Genomic DNA, 24,445 nt, shown 5'->3' on the forward strand with positions numbered 1-24,445 from the left:
TATCATAAAGTGATTCTGAGTAGTTTCGCTATAATAAGTGCGAGGAGGGGTGTTATGGGAAAATATTTTAAGCACTTCGAAAAATTGATTAGTGTTGTGGTTGATATCATGTTAGGACTGTTGGTTCTGTTGGTTTTGGTGGTGATGGCGGAAGCGATCTACAAAATCGTTGTCCATGTGATCCCACTGCATGAAGTTAGCGATCTTTCTTTATTGATCGAAGAGATCGCGACATTGTTTATTTTACTGGAAATTATTTTGATGTTATTGCGTTACGTAAAAGAAGGTCACCATATTCCGGTGCGTTACTTGATTTTGATCAGTATCACAGCAATTTTAAGAGAGCTGCTTTTAGCGCAAGGAAAAGGGTTAGAAACGCTCTTTTTGGCGTTAGCGATCTTGGTCTTGATCATTGTGCTGCAGGCGTTGGAAAAACTCAAAGCCTTTCATAGTTCCAAAGGACTGTAAAAAAAATCATCCGATTGGTTGACGAATGACTCGTCAAGGGATCGGATGATTTTTTAATTCTTCAAAAAGCACTCGGCTTTCTTGCTGCAGCCGCTTGCCGATATCTGTTTGCCCTACCGTTGTTCTTTCCGTTTGCCGCACGACGATTTTTTTCTGAGTGACGATGTCACGTCGCTGCTGGATGGCTTGCTGGCGATCTGTAAAGGGTTGATGGGCTGCTAAGGTCATGCCGAAGGAATTTGACAACAGCGTGTAACCAGCAATGCCTGTGACGGATTGGTAGGAGCGAGAGAGTCCGCCATCGATCACCAATAAACGACCATTTGCCTTAATGGGCGTCTCTCCTTTACGCACTTTGACAGGGGTGTGGCCATTGATGATGTGGCCTGTCGGCGGCAGACCGAAGGCAGCTAGGACACGGCAGCAGAAGTCTTCGTTTTCCCTTAAAGAATAATAGGCATTTTTTTGTTCCGTATGAGTGTTGCGATCTGCTATAAAGTAGCGCTCAAAGGTTTTCATGGCTTTTTTGCCGAAGAGGGAAGAGCCTTCGCCACACCAAAGATACCAGATCATATCGGTGGCAAGGTCTGTTTGGTTTTCTGGTTGGGCAAAACTTTCCTGCAAACATTGCTGAAAAAAGTCCATCAACGCTTTGCCTGCTAAGGGCTGCTGCTGGAAAGTAAAGGCCAGGAAATCGCCGTTTTCCCGACAAGGCAGGCAGCCGTGATACAGTAGGTTGTCGTTGAAGCGCTGGTACAATGTGCCATGCTCGACCAAAAAGCGCATATGCGCAGCTAAGCGGGGCGAGCGTTGAAATTGGCTCAGCAAATCTTGCAATACTTCATGTTCTTCGGCTGTCAAACGGTAAGGATCATCGGGATCTACTAGTTGAAAACAGCCGTTGATCAAAGGATAGGTCTGGTCTAGCTGGATTTGTTGTCGATCTTGAGACAAGCGATGCAATAAGCAGCGCTCTGCCATCGCAAATGCCGGTCGCCGCTGGATCACGGCTGCTTCGACTTTGAATTGGATGATGGCAAATGCCTGCTGCAAAAGCATGGCGGCTTTTTTTTGCTGGCTTGATAAAGGGTCCACTGTTTTTTGCGGATAAAAGCCGGCATTTTCTGTGTAATATTTTTGGCTAAAAGCCAGTGCTTTTGATAGATCGATCCCATAACCATCTTGTAATAATGCCAAATTGCCGTAGCGAGCAGCGATGCGGATCGTATTGGCCAAACAGGGCAGCGAGCCGCAAAAGCTACCGATCCACAAGATATCATGGTTGCCTAGCTGAATATCCAGTGAAGGCAAAGTCATCAAGCGATCGACGATTTTGTCTGGCGCCGGTCCTCGATCATAGATATCGCCTAAGACATGGAGATGGTCCACTACGAAACGCTGAATCAAGTACGCCAGTTCTTGGCAAAAAAGCGGGGCTGCCTCTAATTCAATGATCTTATCAAAAATCGCCTGATAGTAAGCTTCTTTATTGAAGTCGGCATCATATTGGTACAACAGTTCTTCTAAGATGTAAGCAAAAGAAGTCGGCAATGCTTTGCGTACCTTGGAGCGTGTGTATTTACTGGAAGTAAAGCGGGCAACTTTCACTAGCTGTGCCATCTTCAAGCGCCAATCGGCAGGGGTCCAGGCCTGTTCTTGTAATAGCTCCTCTGGATAATAAATGACAAAACAGAGTTCGGTCTGTTCTTCTTTCGTCAAGACACCGGTAAACAAAGTCTCGACTTTTTCTCGAATACTGCCAGAACCATTCCGCAAAATATGGTCAAAGGCATCGTATTCGCCATGCAGATCGCTGACAAAATGCTCGGTAGCTTTCGGCAGCTGCTGGATGGCTTCCAAGTTGATGATCTCGGTCAGGTTTGCCAAGGTGTCTTTATTGAACATGGGCCTGTTCTTTGGCTTGTTCTTCAATCAGCATCGCGCTTTCTTCAATGGAGCGTTTGCTGACATCGATCACCGGAATGTTCAGCTTTTTGAACCATTCATTCGCGTAGGCTAATTCTGCTTCGATTCGTTCACAATTGGTGTAATGGGTTTCTTCTTTCAAGCCCAATGAATGCATCCGGGACCGCCGGATTTCCGTAAGGGATTCTGGATTCGTAGTCAAACCGACCATTTTCCGTGGGTCGACTTGGTGCACTTCGGCTGGCAAAGCGACTTCAGGAATCAAAGGCAGATTCGCCACTTTGTAGCCGCGATTTGCCATGTATAGGCTCAATGGGGTCTTTGAGGTTCGCGAAACCCCTAATAGGACAAAGTCAGCATCGAGAAATCCCCGTGGGTCTTTGCCGTCGTCGTATTTCACCGCAAATTCCATCGCGGCCACCCGGCTGAAATATGCTTGGTTCAAGCGATGCAAGGCACCAGGCTCTTGGACGGCTTCTACACCGAATGTTTTTTCCAGCATCGTGGTCAAGGGCGACATAAAGTCGACATGCTGCAAGCCAGTCCGTTTGGCAAAGGCATCAACAAAAGCGACTAATTCTTTATTGACTAAGGTGGTAACGACGATCGATTTGTCTAGCAAGGCATCTTTGAGGATCTCGCCTAAGCTCTCTTCATCATTAGTAAAGGGAAAGAGCTGGATATCTGAAAGGTCGATCGTGGGAAACTGCGCGGAAACGGCGGCGATCAGCTTTTGTGCCGTTTCGCCTACGGAATCTGAAATCAAATATATTCGAACGTTCTTCATTGTTTTTGCCCCCTAAAAGTGTGTGTTGTCACTGTCATTGCCTGCTTGAATAAAGTAATTCATCAGCCGCGTCTTCGTGATTTTGCCGATGACTTTTTTTGGTTCCTGTGGATTGACCACTGGCAAGGTATCGACTTCATGTCGTCCTAACAACGTACCAGCCGTCAAGATCGTTTCTTCCGGTGTGATGGTCACGATGTTTGGCATGCGAGTCATGATCATCGCTACGGGTGTTTTTTCCGGTGCGGCATTGCTGATCGCAAAGCGCAGCAGATCTTTGCGGGAGAGTACCCCAATCAGTTCGTCTTGGTCATTTTTGACATAGAGGGAACCGACATCGTACATAAACAAAGTCGTGACTGCTTCATAAACGGAGACCGTTTGTGAGATCAGCAACGGTGGGATCATGACTTCTGCAACTTTGGTATGGTAGAGTTTTTCGAAAAGCAAAGGCTCAACGGTTTGTCCTGTATAGAAATAGCCGACTTTCGGTCGGGCGTCTAATAAACCGGTCATGGTCAAAATCGATAAGTCATTCCGCAAGGTTGCGCGGCTCAAACCCAACTGCTTCGCAATGGTCTCCCCACTGATCGGCTGATGCTCTTTGACGATCTCAATGATTTTCATTTGTCTTTGGCTTAATTCCAATGTGTCACCTTCTTTATTTTATGTGCTATGCTATTGATTATATGATTTTCCGAATGAAAAGGCAATCCTTCTCTTTTAAAAAGGATAAATCCCTTAAAAGTTTTCTTTTTTTGGCTTGACGATTAAATGTGTCATACTATATACTGCTAATTAATCGAAATAGTATATAACATTTAAAAGGAGGAACATGATGGAAAAAGCAGTCGTATGGTTTTCAGAAGGCACGAAAGAGCAAAAAGCATTATTAGGCGGGAAAGGGGCAAATCTTGCGGAGATGACCAATTTAGGTTTGCCTGTTCCTCAGGGATTTATCGTCCCGGCCACCATTTGCCTGACCTATTTAGAAGAACAGGTTCTTCCTGAGGCGATCATCAAGCAAGTCAAAGCTGCCATCGAAGAATTGGCAGTCCGCAGGAACAAAACATTTGGCGGACTGCACTCGCCGTTATTGGTTTCTGTCCGCAGTGGTGCCAAGTTTTCCATGCCAGGGATGATGGATACGATCTTAAACCTTGGGTTGAATGATGAAACCGTCCAAGGGTTGGCTCAGCAGACGGGGGACCCCGTCTTTGCTTATGATTGTTACCGCCGTTTGATCCAGATGTATGGGGATGTGGTGAAAGGTGTAGCAAAAGAACACTTTGAAGCCTATTTGACAGATTATAAGAAACGGCAGAATTATGTGTCAGACCAAATGATGACCGGCAATGACTGGCAAATGATCTGCCGCGTGTTTCAAAGTATTTATATGGAACATACCCAAGAAGCGTTTCCCCAAGACCCGTTTCAGCAATTATTGGCAGCCATCACGGCAGTTTTTCGCTCATGGAACAACCCACGGGCTAAGACCTACCGTTCCCTCCATCGGATCCCTGACGATCTAGGGACTGCCGTAACGATTCAAGAAATGGTTTTTGGCAACAGCGGGATTAATAGTGGGACGGGTGTCGCCTTCACCCGCAATCCAGCAACCGGGGAACCGGGACTTTTCGGCGAATTTCTAGTGTGTGCTCAAGGGGAAGATGTGGTTGCTGGCATTCGTACACCACAACCGATCCAAGCGTTGGCGCAACAACATCCTGTGATTTATCAGGAACTAAAGCAACTGGCTGAGGGGTTGGAGGATCACTATCAAGACATGCAAGACATTGAATTTACCATCGATGACGGCCAGTTGTTTGTCTTGCAAACAAGAAACGGCAAACGAACCGCCGCTGCGGCAGCGCAAATTGCAACGGATATGGTCGCAGAAGGTCGGATCACCATCAGGCAAGCCTTAGACCGAATCACACCAGAAATGATCGATCAATTGTTGCACCCGTTATTTGCCCCCGAAGCCTTGCAGCAAGCCGAAGCTTTTGCGCAGGGCTTGCCGGCTAGTCCAGGGGCAGCTTCAGGACATGTCTATTTCACTGCAGAGGCGGCGGAAAAAGCCAGCCGCACAGGAGAAAAAGTCCTGCTGCTGCGGCAGGAAACCTCACCTGAAGACATTGAAGGCATGGTGGTGAGTGAAGCGATCATTACCGCTCGTGGGGGGATGACTTCTCATGCGGCGGTGGTCGCCCGTGGTCTGGGGGTCTGCTGTGTGGTAGGGTGCGATGCATTAAGTGTCGATGCATTTTTGAAACAGGCCCGCTGCGGCGAGCTGCTGATTGAAGAAGGTGACGTACTTTCCGTAGACGGCAGCACTGGTAAACTGTATCAAGGGCAGCTGCCTATGACCAGTGTACAGGAGCGGGTTTTGCTGGATCAGCTTTTGACGTGGGCACAAGCCCAGGCAGATCTAAAGGTTTACGCAAATGCGGAAACGAAAAATGACATTGAGGCTGCGCTGGCCTTTGGGGCAGCGGGCATCGGTCTGGCACGGACGGAGCATATGTTTTTTGGGGAAGCGCGTTTGTGGAAAATGCGGGAAGTCATCTTGGCAGAAACGAAGGCGGAACGATTGGCGGCTTTGGCTGAGATCAAGGCTTATCAAAAAGCCGATTTCCAAGAAATGCTGCAGGCCGCGCAAGGAAAGAAATGCACGATTCGGTTATTAGATCCACCACTCCATGAATTCTTGCCCCATGAGCATGAACGCCTTGAGATGGCCCGCCGCAGTAAAAAATCATTGGCAGTGATCGAGCGGCGAATTGACGAACTGCAAGAGGTCAATCCTATGATGGGGCATCGCGGCAGCCGTTTAGGACTCAGCTATCCAGAAATTTATGAAATGCAAACAGCGGCGATTTGTGAAGCGGCTGTGGAGTTGCGGCAGCAAGGAGTCGAGGTAGAGGCGGCGATCTTATTGCCCCTGATCAGTTTGCCCGCAGAGCTGCAGGTGTTGAAAGAGACTTTGACACAGGTGATCGCCCAAGCAGAAGCAACCCTTCAGCAACCGTTGCACATCGAGATCGGGATGATGATCGAGACGCCTAGAGCGTGCTTGATTGCTGGGGAGTGTGCTGAAGAGGCGGCGTTCTTTAGTTTTGGTACCAATGACTTGACCCAAATGACCTTTGGCTTTTCGCGGGATGATGCCGGCAGCTTTATTCAAGCCTATTTGCAGTCGGGGATCTTACAAGAAGATCCTTACCAGCACTTAGATCAGGTAGGTGTTGGCGCGTTGATGCGTCAAGCGATCGCCGGCGTAAGAGATCGTCAGCCAGAGCACTCGATCGGTGTTTGTGGCGAAGTCGGCAGCGATCCCTATTCTATTGCATTTTTGCGAGAGATCGGCATCGACTATGTTTCTTGTTCCCCATACCGGATCCCTGCTGCTTGGTTAGCGATCGCCCAATCAGCCCCCATCATCGAAGAGGCGTCAGTGAGCACCCGCTAAAATAGGAGAAAAAAATACACCGCAGTCCACTAGCAAGGTTCGCTTGCTTGGTGGATTACGGCGTGTTCGTTTAGCGTCGTACTTACAGGGGCTGATCCGTTTTTTGGATCGCAGGTTTGCGTCCTTTTAAATACCAAGTGATCCCAATGACATGGGCGAGGTAGATGGCAGCGAGGACGAAACGTACCAGCAGATTGGAGATCAATAGTGCAGGAATTGCAAAGACTATCAGCATCATGGCAAACATCCGGAGCATTCCTTTGGTGCTCAGCTGTTTTTGTACGAGTGGTTTTTCAATGTATTTTTGATAATTTTCTGATTGAACCAAGCGTTGATAATAGGTATCGGAACTCCGCAGCCAGAAATAAGCCGTCAGCAAGTAAAAGACGGTTGTAGGTAAGAAAGGCAAGAAGATTCCTAAAGTGCCTAAACCGAATGTCAGTGATCCACAAAGAAAAAATAGTGTTTTTTTCAAAAGTAACCCTCCTTATTTGGGTGTTTCGTGTCTTACCCTCAGTATAACGGAGGAGGGGCTGCTTGAACATGCGTTTTGTGCTTTTCCCCGTTTTTTAGCGGCAATAAGAGTTTTTCTTCCCCTTACTCCTGCTTTTTTGATAGACTAGAAACAACACAAAGGGGGAAGCAGCATGGAAACGATTGAATTGAATACCGGCATTCAGATTCCAGTGATCGGCAGCGGGACGAATACATTTGGGAAAGAAAACCGAGAATACCAAGGTGCGATCAATGATGATACGACAGAGCTATTGACTGCCATCAAGCTTGGGTATCGGCATTTTGATACGGCGATTTCTTACCGCAACGAAGCCGTGGTTGGCAAAGCCATCAAGGAAAGCGGGATTGACCGCAGCGAATTTTTCCTGACTTCTAAGATTCCTGGCAAACCAGAGCATACGCAAGATGCAGCTGCCGTGAAAGCGTCTGTCGAAGCGAGTTTAGCAGCCTTGCAGACGGAATCGATCGATCTTTATTTGATCCATCATCCGTGGGACAACTTGGCAGAGATCGCCGCTGTCTGGGCGGTTCTTGAGGCTTATGTCGATAAAGGAGTCTTAAAAGCGATCGGGGTGTCCAATTTCCAAGAAGAAGAACTCAGCTATTTATTGGCAAACAGTCGGATCAAACCAGCGGTCAATCAGATCGAATCGCATCCAGGCAAGTGGAATGATGCGATCATCTCGTATTCCTTAGACAATCAGGTAGTTCCAGAAGCCTGGGGTCCGCTTTCCCGGATTTCGGAAGCGGCACGGGAAACCTTGACCCAAATCGGGGAAGCGCATCAAAAAACCTGGAGCCAAGTGGTCTTGCGTTACCAAATCGAGCGTGGGGTGATCGTGATTCCGAAATCCCATTCAGAAAAACATCAAGCCGAAAATTTAGCGCTCTTTGATTTCGCTTTGACGGCGGAAGAAAAAGCCGTCATCAAAGAATTATAGGCAATAGAAGCGGTCCTATTAAAGGGACCCTACAGCCAGTGCGGAAACTTCCGTGCTGGCTATTTTTATGCAGTCGTAACGCTCCTTGATGACTGAGGAGCTTTTCTATTCGTTACAACAGCCACCGTAAGCCTTAGCAAAAAAGAAAATGCGCTTGCAGCCGTTTCTGACAATGAATCCTCTTAAATATTCAAAGAAATGACCGATTATCCTTACTAAGGGTCGTCTACGGACGAGTCTTCAGTGGATCGTGTGAAATTGGAAATGAAGGAGTGGCACAGTTGTGAAAAAAAGAAAAAAGACGATAGGAATTTATGTGATGATCACCTTGATGCTGGTTGCGGGGATCCCGATCATTGTCATGCTGACAAGTTCCTATTTAACCACCAAGAACTTATTGATTGAACGAAATGATTTGAACAAAGAAAGTGCCGTCAATTTGATCTTGGCGGAAGAAAAGAGTTTGCGCCGATCGACGGAAAGCAAATTGAAATCAATGGCTGAACTGCCAGCGATGAAAACAGAATTCAGCATGGGACGTATCCGTTCAGATCTTTCTTTAGCGATTGCTGGGAGCAACAGCTTCTTAGCAGTAACTTTTGGGACAGAAGATGATGAGTATGTGACCTTCAATCCCTTACCGGATGACTATAAACCCACAATTCGGCCGTGGTACAAAGGGGCTGTAAAAGCCGAAGGAGAAGTGTATTGGACAGCACCTTATTTAGATACGGTGTCGAATCAATTTGTGACGTCGGCTTCGATCCGGGTCAAAAATTCCCATAATCAAGTGGGGGTTTTAAGCGTCGATGTTTCCTATGAAAGCATTCAAAACATCTTGTCTTCCTTTACCGTGGGGCGGACTGGGAATGTCACCTTAGTTTCAGAATCTGGGGTCATCGTGACCTCAAAAAATACCAAGCAAATCGGTAAGAATATCAAAGAAGAAGAAGTGTTCCAAAAAATCAAAGAAGCCAAAGATCCGACAGGCATGGTTGGTTTAGGCGACTCGAATAAAGTCAATGATGTGTTGTATGACAAGTCTGCTGATTCCAATGTTTGGGCGTACTCCGAAGTCAAAGCTAGTGATCTAGACAAAGAGTTAGGAGCGTTGGTCCGTACCACGATTATCGTTACGATCTTGATGCTGCTCTTTGTAGGACTGGTTTCTTATGCCGCGATCAAAGTAGTCGCAGCGATCATCGATTGCTTCAATCGCTACTTTAGAAAAGTCGGTGAAGGCAAACTAGAGAAGATGAGCAAAACCAAACGAGCCAAAGGCGAAAAATGGACATGGGATCAACTGGCACGCCGAGTTGTATATCCAGACAAAGCAGGCAATGAGATCCAGCAAATGGCGGACAATTACAATGTGATGATCGAAGGCACGGGTGCATTGATCCAAAAAGTACAAAAAGAAAGCAACAGTGTCGCAGGAATGTCGGATTCTTTATTAGAATTGTCAAAACAAACCAATATTGCGACAGAAGAAGTCTCTCAAACCATTACGGGGATAGCTGAAGTGACCGGTGCTCAAGCCCAAGAAACAGAATACAGCGTGTCACAAATGCAAAACCTCTCGCAGGTCGTGAAAGAATTACGAGAAAATGTTGGCGGCATGAGCAGCAAGTCGCAAGAATCTACGAAGATCAATCAAGAAAACTTAACGATCATGGATCAAGTCGATGACAGCTGGCGACAAGAGTTGGCACAGATGGAGCGCTTGATGTCGAACATGACGGGAATGAATGATAGTATCCAAAATATCAACTCGATCATTGGGGTCATCAACGATATTTCTTACCAAACCAACTTGCTAGCCTTGAATGCATCGATCGAAGCCGCAAGTGCTGGCGAGTCTGGCAAAGGCTTTGCCGTCGTGGCTGCTGAGATCCGTAAATTGGCGGAACAAAGCAAAGCTTCTACCAAAGAAATCGAAGCGATCATTGAAGAAATTCGTGAGCAGTCTAGTCAAATGGTCAAACAAACGTCGGCGTCTGTCAAAGGCGGCGTTCGCCAAACCAACTTGATCAAAGAAGCGATCTCATCTTCAAAAGAAGTTTTCCAACGCAGCAGCTATATGATTGAAGGCATCCATCATATTGAAGCAGCCAGTGCCCGTATCGAAAATATTCAAAACAGTGTACTGGAAAACTTAGAAAACATTTCCGCATCAACGGAAGAAAATGCCGCTGGCACACAAGAAGTTTCCGCAAATGCAGAAGAAGTCTTGGCAACCATGGATGAATTTACCAACCATGTGGCAGACCTCAGAGACATTGCAGAAGAGTTGAAGCGATTGACCAATCGTTTTGAAGTGGAGAAATAAATCAAGCAAAAAAATCACTCATCAGCTATTCGCAAGAATGGCTGATGAGTGATTTTTGTTTGTTGAGGAGGAGACTACAAAAAAGCCAAGACGAATGTTGCTCATCTTGGCTTTTCATAATGATATTTATAAAACCTTATTACGGGCTATTGTGTCGTTTCGGTCCGCTGGATGATCATCTCCACGCGGCGGTTTTCCGAGCGGCCTTGTGGGGTGTTGTTATCGGCTTTCGGTTCGGTATCGGCAAAGGCTTGGATGGCAGCATTTTTTTCTAAAACGGCGCCTTTGCTGATGAAGTATTCCATAACGGTAATCGCACGAGCGGAACTAAGATCCCAGTTAGATTGGTAGCGGCCATTGCCTTTTTCCGGTACGTTATCGGTATGCCCGGCGATCACGATTTTGTTGGCTTTTAGTTTTTTCAGTGAGTCCGATAGTAGATCCAGTGACTGACGAGTGGTGTCCGTGATCTCGGCGCTACCAGAGGCAAACAAGATGCTGCTGGCTAGCGTGATATGCAAGCCATCGGATTCCAAGCGGACTTCTGTCTGGTCTTTTAAGCCAGAAGCGGCGAGTTCTTGTGACAGCTGGTCGCTGATTTTTTCTAGCTGCTGATTTTCCAGTTGGGTCCGGACCGCTGCTTCTTGCGCTTGTGCTTCGGCAGAAGTGGCGGCTTTTTTTCGCGGCGTGGTCTCGCCCATATCGATCACTGACCCGATGACGGAGGCGTTGCTGTGGTGGCTGGAAAGGATGGTGCCGAATTCGCTTCGGATTTCTTGAAACTTCTCATCATCGACTTTCGCCATGGCAAACATGACGATGAATAAGGCCAGCAGCAAGGTCAACATATCCGAGTAAGGCAAAAGCCACGCTTCGTCTACATGTTCTTCATGTTTCTTTTTTCGCTTCATGTCGCTTCACCCTTTATAATTGTTCTTGCCGTTTTTTCGGATCGATCAAGCTGTATAATTTTTTCTCAATACTTTTCGGCGATTGTCCGGCTTGGATCGCTAAGACCCCTTCAACGATGATCGACATCATTTGGACTTCTTGCTCCGATTTCAAAGTTAATCGTGAGCTAAAAGGAATGAACAGCACATAACCGAAGAAAATACCATAAAGGGTCGCCACAAAAGCCGCCGAGATCATATGACCCAGTGCTTCTACATCCTCTAAATTGCCTAGCGCCCCTATCAGCCCGATCACGGCTCCTAACACCCCTAAGGTCGGGGAACTCGTGCCGGCGGTTTTAAAAATAGCCGAGCCGATGCGATGCCGTTCTTCGATCCCATAGATCTCATTTTCCATGATTTCTTGGATCTGTTCGGCAGCGATGCCATCCACCACCATTTCCAAGCCCTTTTTTAAAAAAGGATCTTCTAAGTTTTGGATAGCACCTTCAAGAGATAGTAGGCCATCGCGCCGAGCTTGGTTAGCTAATTCAACGATGGTATTGATGGTTGTTTTTAAGTCGTATTCTTTATTTTTCAGCAGAACGCCGAAGATCTTCGGGATTTTTTTGATATCACTGCTGGGAAATGAATTGATAACGGCTGCGATCACACCGACGAAAATGATAATCGCGGCTGCCGGATTGATCAAAACGGCCACATTGGCACCTTTTACAATCATCCCAACCACCACAGATATCAATCCTAAAATAATACCGATCAGCAAGAAAAAATCCATTTGTTGCGTCCTCCTAAATTCTATTTCCAGGTTTTAAACCCTCATTTATTTTATCGGTGAATTAAAATCATTCTTAATAGCAAAAAAAAATAATCCAAAAAATAACTAAAATAAATTTTCTGTTTCTCCTTTTTTTGTTCTTTTTTTGACAAGTTTCGTCAAATTGTTGAAATGGTACAGCTTGCAATTTTTGTGAATATTTATAGATGGTACCGTTTTTTTTCGTGAAGCGCTTCTCAGGGTTTGTCATGTCATCAGGCACAAATGAAAATATTTTAATCAATTTTTCGAATAATGCTTGTTTTTTTATCAAAAAACTGATTTTGATCAAAAGGCATAGATATGCTTGTAAAACGCTTTATATCGATCGTTTGCTTTTTATAACTGGGGACGAAATTGCGATGAAACAGTGTTTAACAAATAACATAACACGTCTGTAACTTAAATGTCATATCCGTAAAGTTGCAAAAATCAAATTGTAAAATAAAAATAATTCTACTATAATGACATCACGTCTTCTTGTTTTTTTAATCTATAACAAAAAAATAAATAAATATATTTGTTTCTGTTCCATCGATGAAAAAAACGTTTGGTACAGAAGGTGGAAGGAGCAATTATTGTTGGATACCTATGATTTATTAAAAACAGCTATGAACGTTTCTGCACAACGCGCAGAATTGATTTCGTCTAATATCGCTAATGTCAACACGGATGGGTACAAAGCAAAACGCATCGTGTTTGAAAGCGAATTAAAGCAGGCACTCGCTTCGTCAGGGACCGACGCTGTAACAGAAGCGTCAGTTTCTCAAGTAAAACCGAAAATCACTGAAAATGCAACTACCAGTATCAAAGACAACGGCAATAACGTGGATCTTGAGGTAGAGATGTTGGATCAAGCAGCCAATGGGTTGTATTACAGTGCATTGACCGCACAAGTCAATGGTCGCTTGCAAATGATGAATCTTGTCTTGAGTAATTGATAGAAAGCGCAGGAAAAACAAATGGGTATATTTAACGGACTAACGATCAACGCGAGCGGTCTAGCATTGGAACGGTTAAAACTAGATACGATCTCCAGCAATATCGCAAATGTAAATACAAATCAAACACAAACAACCGCGGCTTATCAAAAAAAGAGTATTCTTTTTTCAGAAAATTTAAAAAATAGTCGTGAAGGAACACCGGCTACATACGGTGTCAAAGTGACGGGGATCGCTGCCGATGAGACGGAAAAACTGACCTATGATCCTAGCAATTCCGCTGCCAACGCTGAGGGATATGTCGGTCAATCAAATGTGGATATTGCCGATGAAATGGTGGCAATGTTGCAAGCGGTTCGAACGTACGAAGCCAATGTTTCTGCTTCAGAAATGAATAAAACAATCTTGAAAAAAGCATTAGAAATATCAAAGGGGTAACGAGAAAATGGATGGACTTTTAACGACAGGATTAACAGACTACCAAAACGTTTTGCGGACACTAGGCACGGGGGCTGCTTCAAAAGAGACTAGTGTTGTGGGCACCAAGGAAAACCAGTTTTCTTCCTACTTGACCAATGCGGTCGATCAGTTGAATCAAAAAACGGCGGTCATGGATCAAGATACTGTTAATTTGATCACCGGCGATGAAAGCGATCTAGGCAATGTGATGATTCGCATGACGGAGGCGCAATTGGCGCTACAAACAGCCGTTCAAGTACGAAACAAGTGTTTAGAAGCTTACAATGACGTGAAAAATATGCAGTTTTAGCAGTGGGTGAGGGAATAAGAATAAATGATGGATAAAGTGAAAGAATGGACAGAACAACTCAAAGACCGTTGGCAAATGCAAAGCTCTTTAAAGAAAATGATCGTTGTTCTTTCCGTTATCAGCGTTCTCGGAATCACAGCAGCTGTTTATTATTTAAATACGCGAATTGAATACGGTATCTTGTTTACGGATCTAAGCGATGCCGATGCGGGAACGATCAGCAAGGATTTGGATGAACAGCAGATCGCCTACAAATTAGCCGACAATGGGACGACTATTTTGATCGATAAGGACCAAGTCGATGAATACCGCATCAATCTTGCCGTGGACAATAAGTTACCAAATACCAGTACAGGCTTTGAATTATTTGATGATGCCAACATGATGACAACGGATGAAGACCGCAAAATCATGTATCAGCGGGCAGTAACGGGCGAACTACAGCGAGCAATCGAGTCGATCGATGCGGTCAAATCCGCCAAAGTTTTACTCGTGATGCCAGAAGAAAGTGTCTTTTCTTCGGAGGAAAGTGCGCCGACGGCCTCTATCGTGTTGTCCTTGAAAAATCAGCAAATCTCAGACGAGTCCGTGCAAGGGATCGTTACCTTGACTTCCGGCGCAGTGGAAAAGCTGAAGCCTGAAAATGTAAAAGTCGTTGATAGCGCGGGCAATACGTTGACTAGAACCGAAGATGAAGCCAGTCAATTAAGTGGCTTAAACAATAAATACATTGCCATCAAAGATTCCTATGAAAAAACGCTAGAAGAAAAAGTAGCGAAGTTGCTGACACCGATCTATGGTGCAGACAAATTCCAAGTGTCGATCAATTTAGACTTGAATTTTGATTCGATCGAGCGGAAGAAAGTCACTTATGATGACCCAGAGATCAAGAGTGAAACAGTGCAGGCTGCTGGTTCGCAAGGGACCGTCCAAGAAGCCCAAACAGGGACTGTGGATGACAATGTCTCCAATGTGACGGGCACGGACGGAGAGGGGAACAATTCCTACAGTCGCTCCGTTGAAAATGAATTGGATACCGAGACCACTACGACCATTACGGCTCCTGGCATGATCGAACGAATGACCAGCTCAATCGTGATCAATGCGAACCTTTCGCAAGCGGATCAAGCAGAATTGCAGCAGTTGATTGCTAGCGCCGTCGGCTATGACAATGATCGTGGCGATCAAATTGCGATCCAAGGGTTTGACTTTGCCCAAGCAGAGGTTGATCCAGCCGCTGATCCTCAAGGGAATGAACAGATTGCAGCTGCCAAAGGTTATGTCAAGTATGCCATCATCGGCGGTATCGTGTTGACCTTGTTCTTGGTGATCTTAATGATCGTTGGCGTGATCCGACGCCGACGCAAAGAAGACGAGTTGGAAGTGGATGTGACGGATGAAATGGTCACTTTTGCACAACCATCCGCTGCTAGCATCGGAGCGAGTAACCCGGTTGCACAAGAAGTCGTTTTTGGCGGTGTCGGTAACCGGTCTGCTGAAACGAAACCAGCGGTGCCAGAAGCATCCACACAAGAAGCCACAGCAGAACATACAGGAGAACCAACATTGGATCAAACGGCTAGAAATTATGCCGAAAGCAATCCTGAAGTAGCGGCGGAATTGATCAAAGCTTGGATGAAAGAAAAATAAGGGGGCAGCCATGGATACAATAGACGGGGTAAAAAAAGCAGCGATTCTTCTGATTTCTCTAGGATCAGATACCTCTGCAAAGATCATGAAGCTGCTGCCAGAATCATTTATACAAAAAGTGAGCTATGAGATCGCCAACATCGACTTTGTCAGTCCCGAAGAGCGGGATCAAGTGTTGGAGGAATTTTCTCATACCGCAACGGCCCGCAAATATGTCTTAGACGGCGGGATCGATTATGCCAAAAATTTGCTGAACCAAGCATTAGGCCCTCAAAAAGCCAAAGAAGTCATTGACGTATTGACTCAGATTCAGCTGCGGGAACGGCCCTTTAATATCGCTCGCAAAGCCGATGTTCAACAGTTGACCAATCTGTTGATCGGCGAACATCCACAAACGGTAGCGTTGATTTTGTGCTACATGCAGCCGGACAAAGCGGCCAGCGTCTTGTCACAGTTTCCCGATCATTTGCAAGTGGAGATCGCTGAACGGATCGGGACGATCTCCAGTACGTCGCCTTTGGTGATCGAACGGATTGAAAAAGTGATCGAGAACAAATTCTCGAATTACATTGAGAACGATACGGAAAATGTCGGTGGTGTGCATACACTGGTAGAAATCTTGAACTCAGTCAGCCGCAGTACTGAAAAGAACATTTTGAACGACTTGGAAAAGCGGCAACCGGAACTATCCAACGAAGTGAAATCAAGCTTGTTTACTTTCGAGGATATCGTGACCCTCGATCGCTTGGATGTTCAAAAAGTCTTGCGAGATGTTCAAAACGATGTCTTAGTCTTAGCGCTTAAAGGCACGACCGACGACATCAAGAACTTTATTTTCTCCAACCTCTCATCACGGGCGGTGGAAAATCTGCAAGAAGAAATTCAATTTATGGGTCCTACCCGCTTGTCTGCTGTAGAAGAAGCCCAACAAAGTGTGGTGGCTGTGATTCGACGGCTAGATGAAACCGGTGAGATCTACATCGGAAGGGGCGACCAAGATGCAGTGGTCAAATAGCAGTTTATTGAAGCAGCAGGCGGTCAAAACGACTGAAGCTGCTCGCAGTATTTTGACGGATACGACCATCAAAGCGCCGATTGAGAAACCGAGCTTAGACCCAGAACTGCAAGCGGCTAGACGTGCACGCCAGTTGGAGCAGGAACGGCATCTGCAGCAAATGGAAGCCTTGAAACAGCAAATCTTGACCGATGCACAAGCGCAAGCGGCGCAAATTCTAGCAGAAGCGAGAACGGAAGGCTTTCAAGCAGGACAAGCAGACGGCTTTCAACAAGGCTATCAAGAAGGACTCAATGCCAGCAAAGAAGCCGCGCAAGCATTGATGACACAAGCCCAAGCCAATGTCGCTGAAGCCGTTTCTGAAATCAACACCTTTCGCTCAGAGAAAAAGCAAGAAATGATCGCTTACGGCACGGCAATCGCCGAAGCCTTGATCAATCAACGTTTTACAGACGAGCAAGCAGGCTTCCTGCCTTTTGTGGAGTCTGTGCTATGGCAATTTGAACAACCCGATCAATTTGTGACTATTCGCAGCCAAGAGCAGCACCTTGCAGGGTTGCGAGAATTTTTGGAAACCAAAAAACAGACGATCAGCGGGTTTCGCTATTTACTCATGGCAGATGACGGCTTGGCGGAACACGATTTTTGTATCGAATCTGAAAATGCCTTGGTGGTTTTTGAACTGAGGGAAGAAATCGCTCGCTTTTTGAGCCAATTTTTAGAAAGCAGTGTGAAGGAATGACGTTTGAATTACCGATCACAGCGCTGCGCAAAACAGCGCAAGCACAGCCGTTCTTTACCACTTACGGCAAAGTCAGCGAAGTCGTAGGTCTGCTGATCAAAGTCGAAGGGTTGGCGGTTTTCATAGGAGAAATCTGTGAAGTCGCACTGCAAAACAAGACACATACAGCTTTAGCCGAAGTCGTGGGCTTTGTGAAAAAAACCGTGCTCCTGATGCCCCTTGATCAGCTAGAAGGCATCGGACCGGGCTGTTTAGTGCGGCCAACTGGCAAATCGTTGACGGTAAAAATCGATGATACGCTGCTAGGGCACACCTTAGATGGACTAGGGCGACCGTTAGATATGGCGCTGGATCTGGAAACTGCGTCAGAATATCCAGTTAGTCAAGATTCTCCTGACCCCTTTCGTCGTCAAAAAATCGCTGAGATCATGCCGACAGGTGTCCGGGCGATCGATGGTCTTTTGACCGTCGGCCTTGGCCAACGGATCGGCATTTTTGCTGGCAGCGGGGTCGGTAAGAGTACCTTATTGGGGATGCTGGCTCGTTATTGCGAAGCAGATGTCATCGTGATCGGCTTGATCGGCGAGCGAGGACGAGAAGTCAAAGAATTTATTGAAAATGATCTAGGCCCAGAAGGCTACCGCAAGTCGGTCGTTGTCTGTGCTACCTCCGATATGCCACCGCTTGTACGACTAAAAGGGGCTCATGTGGCAACGGCGATCGCTGAGTATTACCGCGATCAAGGCAAGAAAGTCGTATTGATGATGGATTCGGTGACCCGTTTTGCGATGGCGCAGCGGGAGATCGGTTTATCAACAGGTGAACCACCGACGACCAAAGGCTATACCCCTTCTGTGTTTACAGCTTTACCGAAGTTGTTAGAGCGCAGTGGGATGTCTGACAAAGGCTCGATCACTGCCTTTTATACCGTCTTGGTAGAAGGTGATGACATGAATGAACCGATCGCTGATGCGGTGCGTGGAATTCTTGACGGTCATATTCTGTTGTCACGGAAAATCGCCGCTCAAAACCATTATCCTGCCATCGATATTCAAAACAGCCTCAGCCGTTTGATGAAGACCCTCGTTTCTGAGGAACAGCATGAACATGCGGGGGAACTAAAAGAAAACATGGCCGTTTATGCAGAGGCCAAGGATATGATCGATATCGGTGCTTACAAAAGCGGCAGTAATGCGTTGACCGACCAAGCGATCGCGTTGCATCACCCTATCCTAAGGTTTTTACAGCAAAAAGTGGATGAGCGGATCCCATTTGAACAAACGATTTTTGAATTGGCGCATTTGTTCAGTGAAGAAGCGCTGATCGAGCGCCAGCGTTCGACCATGTAAAACAGATGATAAAGGAGCAAACATGCAAGCATTTCACTTTTCCTTAGAAAAAGTATTGGATCACCGAAAAACCATTGAGCAAGAAGCCAAACGAGCGTACGCCCAAAAACAGCAATTGTTGATTCAGCAAGAACAGCACCTGAACACGCTGGCACAGGAAAAAGCCCAGCTTTTTGATGTCAATGAAATGACCATTGGGCGGATGCAAGTGCAGCAACGCTATTTGCTTGCTTTGAATGCCACCATCGATGAGGTTCAGAACAAAATGTTTCACGTGAAGCAAGAATTGGCAGAGTCTTTATCGGTAGTGGTAGAAGCGCAGCAGGAACGCAAGATCGTGGAAAAACTGCGAGAAAAACAATTTGCTGAATACACCTATGAACAGCAATTGGAAGAGCAAAAACAATTGGATGAGTTCGGCAATCGCGCCTTATTTTCTTAAAGAACTAATGTTTTAGTGATGAGATGACCTTGGTTTTAAAGCATCAGCTGAGAGGAGGTGAACAATGAAAGAGATCACAACAAGTGCCGCAACCGCTGTACCTGTCGGTAGCAAATCAAAAAAGATGGAGGCGTCACCAGAGGTCTTCAGTTTGATGATGCGACAGCTGACAGTTCAAGCAGGCAGCAACCTGCCAGCCCCTATCGAAACATCAGGGATGACGGAGCAAATCGCTGCCGCACCAGAAATGGGTACGGCCAGCAGTATGGAACATCTGCCGCAGGAGTCAGAAATCACTTCAGCAGCTGAACAATCTGCAACGACGCAAGCGCCAGAAATGAGCCAGATCAGCCAGACACCTTTTGCAGGCTTGGTTCAGGAAGCGGCACAGGCATCAATGGTAACGACGGAGCAGAACCAAACAAGCGCCACAGCAGCTTTAGCACCAATAGACGTAGCCACCACAGTCATCGACCCCTCCGAGTCTACGCTTGAAGGTCTGGATTTGATGACAAATGACAGAAGTGAAGCCGCAGCACCAACGCTTGAAACGCCTTTGCCAGAAGACTTAGTAGGCGAAGAGCAGTCCACGGCAAAAGGGATCGCGACTTTCAAGGAAATCGATTCAGTAACAAAAGCCGCGATTGCGCAGACGACAGAAGCACAGCTGAAACAGTCCACCGAAGGGACCGCTCAATTGGGCCAAACGGGACCATTGGATCAAGTGTCGCCAGTGACCCACCAAGCGACGGATACGACTAGCACCTTGCAAAGCACGAAGGAAACAGTCGCCAAAAATACGGAAGCTGTTTCTGCACAAGCCATTGCTTTTTCGGGAGTAACCGACAATGAAATGGCGACACCAGCACTGCAACTGCTTGATGTTTCTCCCCTTTTGAGCAAGCAAGGACTAGCGCCAACAAAAGCGAGTATGGAGCAAGCGGCTCTGCCCTTAGCAAAAGCGACTGCCCAACTCGTCCAAACGAGCAGCACGTCAAGCGAGAAAAAAATCACGTTGCAATTCGTTCCCGAGAAATTAGGCACGATCCAGCTTTCTCTAGAAACGAATGCCCAAGGCAGCCGCTTAGAACTGACCGTTCAGCAGCCGCAAGCCAAAGAATTATTGCTGTCCATCAAGCATGAGCTAGAGCAAGTTTTGCAAAAGCAAGAGCAGCCGATCCTAGCAATCAAAGAACCTACGTTAGCTTCTGTCCAGCAGGCTGGTCCGCTGTCAAATCAATCCTTTGCCGGCAGTATGATGGCAAGTGACAGTCAGTTAAACCAACAGCGTTTTTTACAGGCTCAAAAAGGACAAAGCAAAAAGCCATTTCATCAAAGCAATACGGTTGAAGAAGAGCAGCAATTAGCACCGATCGATCATGCGATCAGTATTTTAGTGTAAAGGAGGAGACCTATGGCAGATGAAATTACAGCAGCTGCGGCCGGTATTGCCAATATATCGGCATTAACGCAAACAAAAAAATCTTCAGATATCTCCATGGATGATTTTTTGAAGATCTTAGCAGCATCTATGAGCAACCCATCGATGGGAGGCAGCGATTCTTCTGGTGGTGGTAGCACCGACTATATCTCGCAACTGGTTCAATTTACGACCTTAGAGAGCTTGAATGAATTGAGCGAAACGTTGACGACCTCGGTGATTTTACAGCAACAGCAGCAAGCTTTTAGCTTGATCAATAAACAAGTCACTCTGATGGACGGCACAGAAACATTGTCAGGAACCATCGAAAAGGTCCGCTTTGCCAATGGCTACGCCACGATCGTCGTAAATGGCAAAGAATACAGTATGAGTGCGATCCAAGAGATTGGCGGCGAAGCAAAATGAGTTTGACGATTCAACAGGGGCTGCAAAAAGTTGCCGGGGAGCCTTATCAAAATCCCCGCAAAGCCGTGGACAAACAAGCCTTCTCTTCAATGCTTGAACAAAAACAAAACGACATCAAAGTCTCGCACCATGCGCAAAAGCGTTTGACCGCAAGGGAATTGACCTTACAAGACGATGATTACCAATCCCTTTCAACGGCGCTTAGCGAGCTAGCGGAAAAAGGCAGCAAAGAATCACTGCTTGTTTACAAAGATATGGGCTTGATCGCCGATGTCCATTCACGAACCATCATTACGGCGATGGGGATGAATGAGCTTCACACCGTCACCAATATTGACAGCGCCACATTTATCAAATAGCAGCTGGACTGAAAAGGGGCTGCAAGTATTTTCTGAATGACAGAGGGAAATACGCCAACCATAAGGAGGAAAATAAGCATGTTACGATCATTATATTCAGGTGTCAGTGGAATGAAAAATCTTCAAACGAAAATGGACGTGGTTTCAAATAATATCGCCAACGTCAATACGGTCGGGTTCAAATCAAGTAGAGTCCTTTTCCAAGACATGATGAGCCAAACGATGTCTAACGCAACTGCACCAGGCAACGGCTTAGGCGGGATCAATGCAACGCAGATCGGTTTAGGGGTTCAGACGGGCTCCATCGATACCATCAATACAGTCGGTGCCCCGCAATCGACTGGTCGCAGCATGGATTTTTATATCAGCGGACAAGGCTACTTTATGGTACAAGGACCAGGAGCAAATGGCGAAACCTATTACACACGAGATGGCGCATTTGTTCGCGACAGCAACGGAACCTTGACCAATAGTGATGGGATGCAAGTCTTAGGTCGTTCAGTCAATGGCGGTCAACCAGTTGTCTATGATGACAACTTTGATGAAAACACGGCATTGAGCGGACAAGGTGCGGTATCTCCCTTGTCGATCCCAAGCACACTGACCGTCAATGGGGAAACCTTGACCTATAACTCCATGGCAATCGATGCCAATGGCTTAGTGTTGGCAAAATACGGCAATCAAACCTTTGTGATGGGAAAAGTCGGTGTCGCAACCTTCAATAACCCAGAAGGCTTAGAAAAAGTCGGCGGCAACAACTATATCCAAACCAGCAACTCAGGAAATGCGATCGTTGCAGGCCCCGGCAATAATGGAGCGGGAACGCTGCAAGCAGGTGCCTTGGAAATGTCGAATGTCGATCTTTCGACAGAATTTACCGAAATGATCATTGCGAGCCGTGCCTATCAAGCAAATTCAAGAAGTATTACGACTTCTGATGAAATGCTGCAAGAATTATTGAATCTAAAACGTTAAGAACGTGACGCTTCATCGTTGAGAGGAGTTTGACCATGATTCTAGTGACCGCATTGAATGGCAAGCCATTCTATTTAAATCCAACATTGATTTATCGGATCGAAGAAATGCCGGATACATTGATCACACTGACAGACGGCAAAACCTTAGTGGTGACGGAAGCTGCGCAAGAAGTTGCGCAGCGGGTGATCGAGTATCATACGGTGATCCATTCGAACCAAGTGAAAACGTAAGGGTGGGAAAGATGGCAAAAGAAGAAAAAGTACCAAAAGCAGAAAAAGAGAAAAAAGGCTTGAACATGGTTGTTTTACTGCCGATCCTCTTGATCGTGGTAGTCGGCGGCAGTATCGGCGGAACCTTAGTGACGAATCACTTTTTGACGGGGGAAAAAACAGCAGCTGCTGAAACAGCAAAAGACAGCAGCAAAATCTCCTCAGACGAAGCGATCGTGGCATTGGATGAATTTTTAGTCAATCTGGCAAAAGAAGACAACCAAGAGCAGCAATACATGAAGGTCAATTTATCGATTTTAGTGGCGGATGAGGAAAAAAGCGCGGAAGCCACGAAAAATGTGGCTGTCATTCGTGACAGCGTCGTAAACTTATTGCGCCAACAAAAGGCCAGCGGTATTTTGAGCTCCGCCGAAAGTGTACCGAATTTAAAAAAAGCATTGAAAGAAACAATTAATCAGGAATACGGATCAGAAATCGCCAAGGATGTTTATGTGACGGATTTAGTGATCCAATAGAAAGAGGCATGTTGATGGAAACATTTTTATCGCTGGTCAAAATGATTGGGTTTTTGCTGCTTATTCTTTATTTGATCAACATTAGTTTGAAATATTTGAATCGTTACACGAACCAGCACAATCATCAGTTGCGTATTTTGCAAAAAATCGCCGTCAGCAAGTCGTCTTCGATCGGGATCGTCCAAATCATGGACAAATGTTACGTCATGAGCTTTTCTGAACAGCAAAATCAGATCATCAAAGAGTTGACGCAAGAAGAAACGGCCGCTTTTTTACAGCAAAGCCTAGAAAGCACCCAAGTGCAAGCTGGCAAAGATTTTTCTGAATGGCTAAACAAAGCCAAGGCGGAAATTGCTGGAAAACGAGGCAAGCAAAAATGAAGATCAAAGGCAGAGATATCAAGATCATGGCTGCGGTCCTTTTCAGCAGTCTGATGCTTCCGCAGACGGCATTTGCGCTAGACACGGAAGACGTCAGTTCCACCATCAACAATTTATTGTCGAATGGGAATGGCTCAAGTGATACGATCAATACTTTCTTGTTGCTGACGCTGCTTTCCCTTTTACCAGTCTTGCTGATCATGATGACTTCTTTTACTCGTATCATCATGGTTTTGTCCTTTGTGCGCAGTTCGTTAGGTACACAGCAAAACCCGCCCAATCAAGTGTTGATCGGGTTGGCCTTATTCTTGACATTTTTTATTATGAAACCTGTGTATACCGACGTCTACCAGCAAGCGATTGAACCGTTTGATCGACAAGAGATCAGCCAAGCCGAAGCCTTTGACCGCTCAGAAAAACGGATCAAGGCCTTTATGATGGTACAGACACGGGAAAAAGACATTGCCTTGTTTGCGGAAGCTGATGGGGAGACCGAAAAGTATCATTCTTCTGACGATGTTCCTCTGACCGTTATGGTACCGGCGTTTATTATCAGTGAGTTACGAACGGCTTTCAGTATCGGCTTTTTGATTTTTATCCCCTTTTTGATCATTGATCTGGTCGTCTCTAGTATCTTGATGTCGATGGGGATGATGATGCTGTCGCCGATCATGATCTCACTGCCCTTCAAGATCTTACTTTTTGTTTTAGTGGATGGCTGGTATCTGATCGTGGAGTCGCTGATCAAGAGCTTTCAATAGCCGCTAAGAAAGGAGCCAAGAGGAAATGACAGTAGAAATGGTACTTGATGTGCTAAGGGAAGCCTTTCTTCGAATTCTAGCGATATCTGGCCCCGCCTTATTGGTCGGCATGCTCGTTGGATTGGTGATCAGTATTTTTCAAGCCACTACCCAAATCCAAGAACAAACGTTGAGCTTTGTGCCGAAACTATTAGCGATTTTTTTGACTTTGATCTTAGCGGGAAATTTTATGCTGAATCTCTTGTTGAATTTTACCGAAATGATCTTCAAAATGATTGCGGCAATGTAAGGAGGAAACCTG

The 24,445-nt window shown here is 46.0% G+C and carries 27 protein-coding genes; 21 read left to right on the forward strand and 6 right to left on the reverse strand.

Annotation, left to right across the window (positions count from 1 at the left end; all coding sequences use genetic code 11):
* Nucleotides 1-54: 54 nt before the first annotated feature.
* Entirely contained in the window at nucleotides 55-468 is a 414-nt protein-coding gene (locus IGJ74_RS00480) for a phosphate-starvation-inducible PsiE family protein (protein WP_005232820.1), read from the forward strand.
* A gap of 33 nt (nucleotides 469-501) precedes the next feature.
* Here IGJ74_RS00480 and IGJ74_RS00485 read toward each other — a convergent pair whose 3' ends face one another.
* From IGJ74_RS00485 to IGJ74_RS00495, 3 genes are read right to left on the reverse strand one after another with little or no spacing between them, the layout of a single operon-like run.
* Nucleotides 502-2,373, reverse strand: a complete 1,872-nt coding sequence (locus IGJ74_RS00485) for a fructose-bisphosphatase class III (protein ID WP_008376638.1) — start codon at nucleotides 2,371-2,373, stop codon at nucleotides 502-504.
* The gene (locus tag IGJ74_RS00490) at nucleotides 2,363-3,181 is read right to left on the reverse strand and encodes a pyruvate, water dikinase regulatory protein (RefSeq protein ID WP_005232818.1); all 819 of its coding nucleotides are present in this window, start codon (nucleotides 3,179-3,181) and stop codon (nucleotides 2,363-2,365) included. Before IGJ74_RS00490 ends, IGJ74_RS00485 begins: the two co-directional genes overlap by 11 nt.
* Nucleotides 3,182-3,193: 12 nt before the next feature.
* A complete protein-coding gene (locus tag IGJ74_RS00495; RefSeq protein ID WP_218193001.1) occupies nucleotides 3,194-3,829 on the reverse strand; it encodes a helix-turn-helix transcriptional regulator in 636 nt (211 codons plus the stop codon).
* A gap of 190 nt (nucleotides 3,830-4,019) precedes the next feature.
* Here IGJ74_RS00495 and ppdK point away from each other — a divergent pair, with 190 nt between their 5' ends.
* A complete protein-coding gene (ppdK, locus tag IGJ74_RS00500) occupies nucleotides 4,020-6,653 on the forward strand; it encodes a pyruvate, phosphate dikinase (protein WP_218193000.1) in 2,634 nt (877 codons plus the stop codon).
* A gap of 82 nt (nucleotides 6,654-6,735) precedes the next feature.
* Here the strand turns inward: ppdK and IGJ74_RS00505 are convergent, their stop codons facing one another.
* The gene (locus IGJ74_RS00505; RefSeq protein WP_086293551.1) at nucleotides 6,736-7,128 is read right to left on the reverse strand and encodes a YbaN family protein; all 393 of its coding nucleotides are present in this window, start codon (nucleotides 7,126-7,128) and stop codon (nucleotides 6,736-6,738) included.
* 172 nt (nucleotides 7,129-7,300) lie between these two features.
* Here IGJ74_RS00505 and IGJ74_RS00510 point away from each other — a divergent pair, with 172 nt between their 5' ends.
* Both IGJ74_RS00510 and IGJ74_RS00515 read left to right on the forward strand, forming a co-directional pair.
* Complete coding sequence (locus IGJ74_RS00510; protein WP_005232814.1) at nucleotides 7,301-8,110, forward strand: aldo/keto reductase family protein; 810 nt, start codon at nucleotides 7,301-7,303, stop codon at nucleotides 8,108-8,110.
* Nucleotides 8,111-8,393: 283 nt separating this feature from the next.
* Nucleotides 8,394-10,439, forward strand: a complete 2,046-nt coding sequence (locus IGJ74_RS00515) for a methyl-accepting chemotaxis protein (RefSeq protein ID WP_142424501.1) — start codon at nucleotides 8,394-8,396, stop codon at nucleotides 10,437-10,439.
* A 146-nt stretch (nucleotides 10,440-10,585) separates the two neighbouring features.
* Here the strand turns inward: IGJ74_RS00515 and IGJ74_RS00520 are convergent, their stop codons facing one another.
* Nucleotides 10,586-11,350 carry an OmpA/MotB family protein gene (locus IGJ74_RS00520; protein WP_008376629.1) on the reverse strand — a complete coding sequence of 255 codons (765 nt, stop codon included), beginning with the start codon at nucleotides 11,348-11,350 and terminating at the stop codon, nucleotides 10,586-10,588.
* A gap of 13 nt (nucleotides 11,351-11,363) precedes the next feature.
* Nucleotides 11,364-12,128 (reverse strand): flagellar motor stator protein MotA, encoded by a 765-nt coding sequence (motA, locus tag IGJ74_RS00525; RefSeq protein ID WP_005232810.1) that lies wholly within the window; start codon nucleotides 12,126-12,128, stop codon nucleotides 11,364-11,366.
* A 620-nt stretch (nucleotides 12,129-12,748) separates the two neighbouring features.
* Between motA and flgB the strand changes: the two genes are divergently transcribed.
* From flgB to fliQ, 17 genes are all read left to right on the forward strand, one after another.
* On the forward strand, nucleotides 12,749-13,108 hold the full coding sequence (gene flgB / locus IGJ74_RS00530; protein WP_034872092.1) for a flagellar basal body rod protein FlgB: 360 nt from the start codon (nucleotides 12,749-12,751) through the stop codon (nucleotides 13,106-13,108).
* A gap of 21 nt (nucleotides 13,109-13,129) precedes the next feature.
* On the forward strand, nucleotides 13,130-13,546 hold the full coding sequence (gene flgC / locus IGJ74_RS00535; RefSeq protein ID WP_218192999.1) for a flagellar basal body rod protein FlgC: 417 nt from the start codon (nucleotides 13,130-13,132) through the stop codon (nucleotides 13,544-13,546).
* Nucleotides 13,547-13,553: 7 nt separating this feature from the next.
* A complete protein-coding gene (gene fliE, locus IGJ74_RS00540; protein ID WP_016611614.1) occupies nucleotides 13,554-13,877 on the forward strand; it encodes a flagellar hook-basal body complex protein FliE in 324 nt (107 codons plus the stop codon).
* Between the two features lie 27 nt (nucleotides 13,878-13,904).
* Nucleotides 13,905-15,527 (forward strand): flagellar basal-body MS-ring/collar protein FliF, encoded by a 1,623-nt coding sequence (gene fliF / locus IGJ74_RS00545; RefSeq protein ID WP_050790974.1) that lies wholly within the window; start codon nucleotides 13,905-13,907, stop codon nucleotides 15,525-15,527.
* Between the two features lie 10 nt (nucleotides 15,528-15,537).
* Nucleotides 15,538-16,542 carry a flagellar motor switch protein FliG gene (gene fliG, locus IGJ74_RS00550; RefSeq protein ID WP_005226586.1) on the forward strand — a complete coding sequence of 335 codons (1,005 nt, stop codon included), beginning with the start codon at nucleotides 15,538-15,540 and terminating at the stop codon, nucleotides 16,540-16,542.
* Complete coding sequence (locus IGJ74_RS00555) at nucleotides 16,526-17,284, forward strand: hypothetical protein (protein WP_218192998.1); 759 nt, start codon at nucleotides 16,526-16,528, stop codon at nucleotides 17,282-17,284. Before fliG ends, IGJ74_RS00555 begins: the two co-directional genes overlap by 17 nt.
* A complete protein-coding gene (fliI, locus tag IGJ74_RS00560; RefSeq protein ID WP_218192997.1) occupies nucleotides 17,281-18,633 on the forward strand; it encodes a flagellar protein export ATPase FliI in 1,353 nt (450 codons plus the stop codon). The genes IGJ74_RS00555 and fliI overlap by 4 nt, the downstream gene beginning before the upstream one ends.
* 22 nt (nucleotides 18,634-18,655) lie before the next feature.
* Nucleotides 18,656-19,075 (forward strand): flagellar export protein FliJ, encoded by a 420-nt coding sequence (fliJ, locus tag IGJ74_RS00565; RefSeq protein ID WP_005232789.1) that lies wholly within the window; start codon nucleotides 18,656-18,658, stop codon nucleotides 19,073-19,075.
* A gap of 64 nt (nucleotides 19,076-19,139) precedes the next feature.
* The gene (locus tag IGJ74_RS00570; protein WP_218192996.1) at nucleotides 19,140-20,477 is read left to right on the forward strand and encodes a flagellar hook-length control protein FliK; all 1,338 of its coding nucleotides are present in this window, start codon (nucleotides 19,140-19,142) and stop codon (nucleotides 20,475-20,477) included.
* Nucleotides 20,478-20,489: 12 nt separating this feature from the next.
* Complete coding sequence (locus IGJ74_RS00575) at nucleotides 20,490-20,921, forward strand: flagellar hook capping FlgD N-terminal domain-containing protein (RefSeq protein ID WP_218192995.1); 432 nt, start codon at nucleotides 20,490-20,492, stop codon at nucleotides 20,919-20,921.
* A complete protein-coding gene (locus tag IGJ74_RS00580; RefSeq protein WP_005232787.1) occupies nucleotides 20,918-21,280 on the forward strand; it encodes a hypothetical protein in 363 nt (120 codons plus the stop codon). The genes IGJ74_RS00575 and IGJ74_RS00580 overlap by 4 nt, the downstream gene beginning before the upstream one ends.
* Before the next feature lie 78 nt (nucleotides 21,281-21,358).
* A complete protein-coding gene (locus IGJ74_RS00585) occupies nucleotides 21,359-22,255 on the forward strand; it encodes a flagellar hook-basal body complex protein (protein ID WP_005232786.1) in 897 nt (298 codons plus the stop codon).
* Between the two features lie 35 nt (nucleotides 22,256-22,290).
* On the forward strand, nucleotides 22,291-22,488 hold the full coding sequence (locus IGJ74_RS00590) for a flagellar FlbD family protein (RefSeq protein WP_005226609.1): 198 nt from the start codon (nucleotides 22,291-22,293) through the stop codon (nucleotides 22,486-22,488).
* Nucleotides 22,489-22,499: 11 nt separating this feature from the next.
* Complete coding sequence (locus IGJ74_RS00595) at nucleotides 22,500-23,003, forward strand: flagellar basal body-associated FliL family protein (protein WP_008376623.1); 504 nt, start codon at nucleotides 22,500-22,502, stop codon at nucleotides 23,001-23,003.
* A 14-nt stretch (nucleotides 23,004-23,017) separates the two neighbouring features.
* A complete protein-coding gene (locus IGJ74_RS00600) occupies nucleotides 23,018-23,383 on the forward strand; it encodes a flagellar biosynthetic protein FliO (RefSeq protein ID WP_008376622.1) in 366 nt (121 codons plus the stop codon).
* Complete coding sequence (gene fliP, locus IGJ74_RS00605; protein ID WP_005232783.1) at nucleotides 23,380-24,144, forward strand: flagellar type III secretion system pore protein FliP; 765 nt, start codon at nucleotides 23,380-23,382, stop codon at nucleotides 24,142-24,144. Before IGJ74_RS00600 ends, fliP begins: the two co-directional genes overlap by 4 nt.
* Nucleotides 24,145-24,169: 25 nt before the next feature.
* On the forward strand, nucleotides 24,170-24,433 hold the full coding sequence (fliQ, locus tag IGJ74_RS00610; RefSeq protein WP_005232782.1) for a flagellar biosynthesis protein FliQ: 264 nt from the start codon (nucleotides 24,170-24,172) through the stop codon (nucleotides 24,431-24,433).
* The last annotated feature ends 12 nt before the right edge of the window (nucleotides 24,434-24,445 follow it).

The sequence above is a fragment of the Enterococcus sp. AZ009 genome (assembly GCF_050548785.1).
In the GTDB taxonomy this organism is placed as follows: domain Bacteria; phylum Bacillota; class Bacilli; order Lactobacillales; family Enterococcaceae; genus Enterococcus_D; species Enterococcus_D entomosocium.

What these genes read in the sequence shown, in the direction of transcription:
- IGJ74_RS00585 (WP_005232786.1), top strand. Translation starts at nt 21,359, where the DNA reads ATGTTACGATCATTATATTCAGGTGTCAGTGGAATGAAAAATCTTCAA.
- fliF (WP_050790974.1), top strand. Translation starts at nt 13,905, where the DNA reads ATGGATAAAGTGAAAGAATGGACAGAACAACTCAAAGACCGTTGGCAA.
- IGJ74_RS00520 (WP_008376629.1), bottom strand. Translation starts at nt 11,350, where the DNA reads ATGAAGCGAAAAAAGAAACATGAAGAACATGTAGACGAAGCGTGGCTT.
- IGJ74_RS00480 (WP_005232820.1), top strand. Translation starts at nt 55, where the DNA reads ATGGGAAAATATTTTAAGCACTTCGAAAAATTGATTAGTGTTGTGGTT.
- IGJ74_RS00485 (WP_008376638.1), bottom strand. Translation starts at nt 2,373, where the DNA reads ATGTTCAATAAAGACACCTTGGCAAACCTGACCGAGATCATCAACTTG.
- fliI (WP_218192997.1), top strand. Translation starts at nt 17,281, where the DNA reads ATGACGTTTGAATTACCGATCACAGCGCTGCGCAAAACAGCGCAAGCA.
- IGJ74_RS00510 (WP_005232814.1), top strand. Translation starts at nt 7,301, where the DNA reads ATGGAAACGATTGAATTGAATACCGGCATTCAGATTCCAGTGATCGGC.
- IGJ74_RS00555 (WP_218192998.1), top strand. Translation starts at nt 16,526, where the DNA reads ATGCAGTGGTCAAATAGCAGTTTATTGAAGCAGCAGGCGGTCAAAACG.
- fliJ (WP_005232789.1), top strand. Translation starts at nt 18,656, where the DNA reads ATGCAAGCATTTCACTTTTCCTTAGAAAAAGTATTGGATCACCGAAAA.
- flgC (WP_218192999.1), top strand. Translation starts at nt 13,130, where the DNA reads ATGGGTATATTTAACGGACTAACGATCAACGCGAGCGGTCTAGCATTG.
- IGJ74_RS00580 (WP_005232787.1), top strand. Translation starts at nt 20,918, where the DNA reads ATGAGTTTGACGATTCAACAGGGGCTGCAAAAAGTTGCCGGGGAGCCT.
- IGJ74_RS00595 (WP_008376623.1), top strand. Translation starts at nt 22,500, where the DNA reads ATGGCAAAAGAAGAAAAAGTACCAAAAGCAGAAAAAGAGAAAAAAGGC.
- IGJ74_RS00590 (WP_005226609.1), top strand. Translation starts at nt 22,291, where the DNA reads ATGATTCTAGTGACCGCATTGAATGGCAAGCCATTCTATTTAAATCCA.
- fliG (WP_005226586.1), top strand. Translation starts at nt 15,538, where the DNA reads ATGGATACAATAGACGGGGTAAAAAAAGCAGCGATTCTTCTGATTTCT.
- ppdK (WP_218193000.1), top strand. Translation starts at nt 4,020, where the DNA reads ATGGAAAAAGCAGTCGTATGGTTTTCAGAAGGCACGAAAGAGCAAAAA.
- fliP (WP_005232783.1), top strand. Translation starts at nt 23,380, where the DNA reads ATGAAGATCAAAGGCAGAGATATCAAGATCATGGCTGCGGTCCTTTTC.
- motA (WP_005232810.1), bottom strand. Translation starts at nt 12,128, where the DNA reads ATGGATTTTTTCTTGCTGATCGGTATTATTTTAGGATTGATATCTGTG.
- IGJ74_RS00575 (WP_218192995.1), top strand. Translation starts at nt 20,490, where the DNA reads ATGGCAGATGAAATTACAGCAGCTGCGGCCGGTATTGCCAATATATCG.
- IGJ74_RS00490 (WP_005232818.1), bottom strand. Translation starts at nt 3,181, where the DNA reads ATGAAGAACGTTCGAATATATTTGATTTCAGATTCCGTAGGCGAAACG.
- IGJ74_RS00570 (WP_218192996.1), top strand. Translation starts at nt 19,140, where the DNA reads ATGAAAGAGATCACAACAAGTGCCGCAACCGCTGTACCTGTCGGTAGC.
- fliE (WP_016611614.1), top strand. Translation starts at nt 13,554, where the DNA reads ATGGATGGACTTTTAACGACAGGATTAACAGACTACCAAAACGTTTTG.
- fliQ (WP_005232782.1), top strand. Translation starts at nt 24,170, where the DNA reads ATGACAGTAGAAATGGTACTTGATGTGCTAAGGGAAGCCTTTCTTCGA.
- IGJ74_RS00600 (WP_008376622.1), top strand. Translation starts at nt 23,018, where the DNA reads ATGGAAACATTTTTATCGCTGGTCAAAATGATTGGGTTTTTGCTGCTT.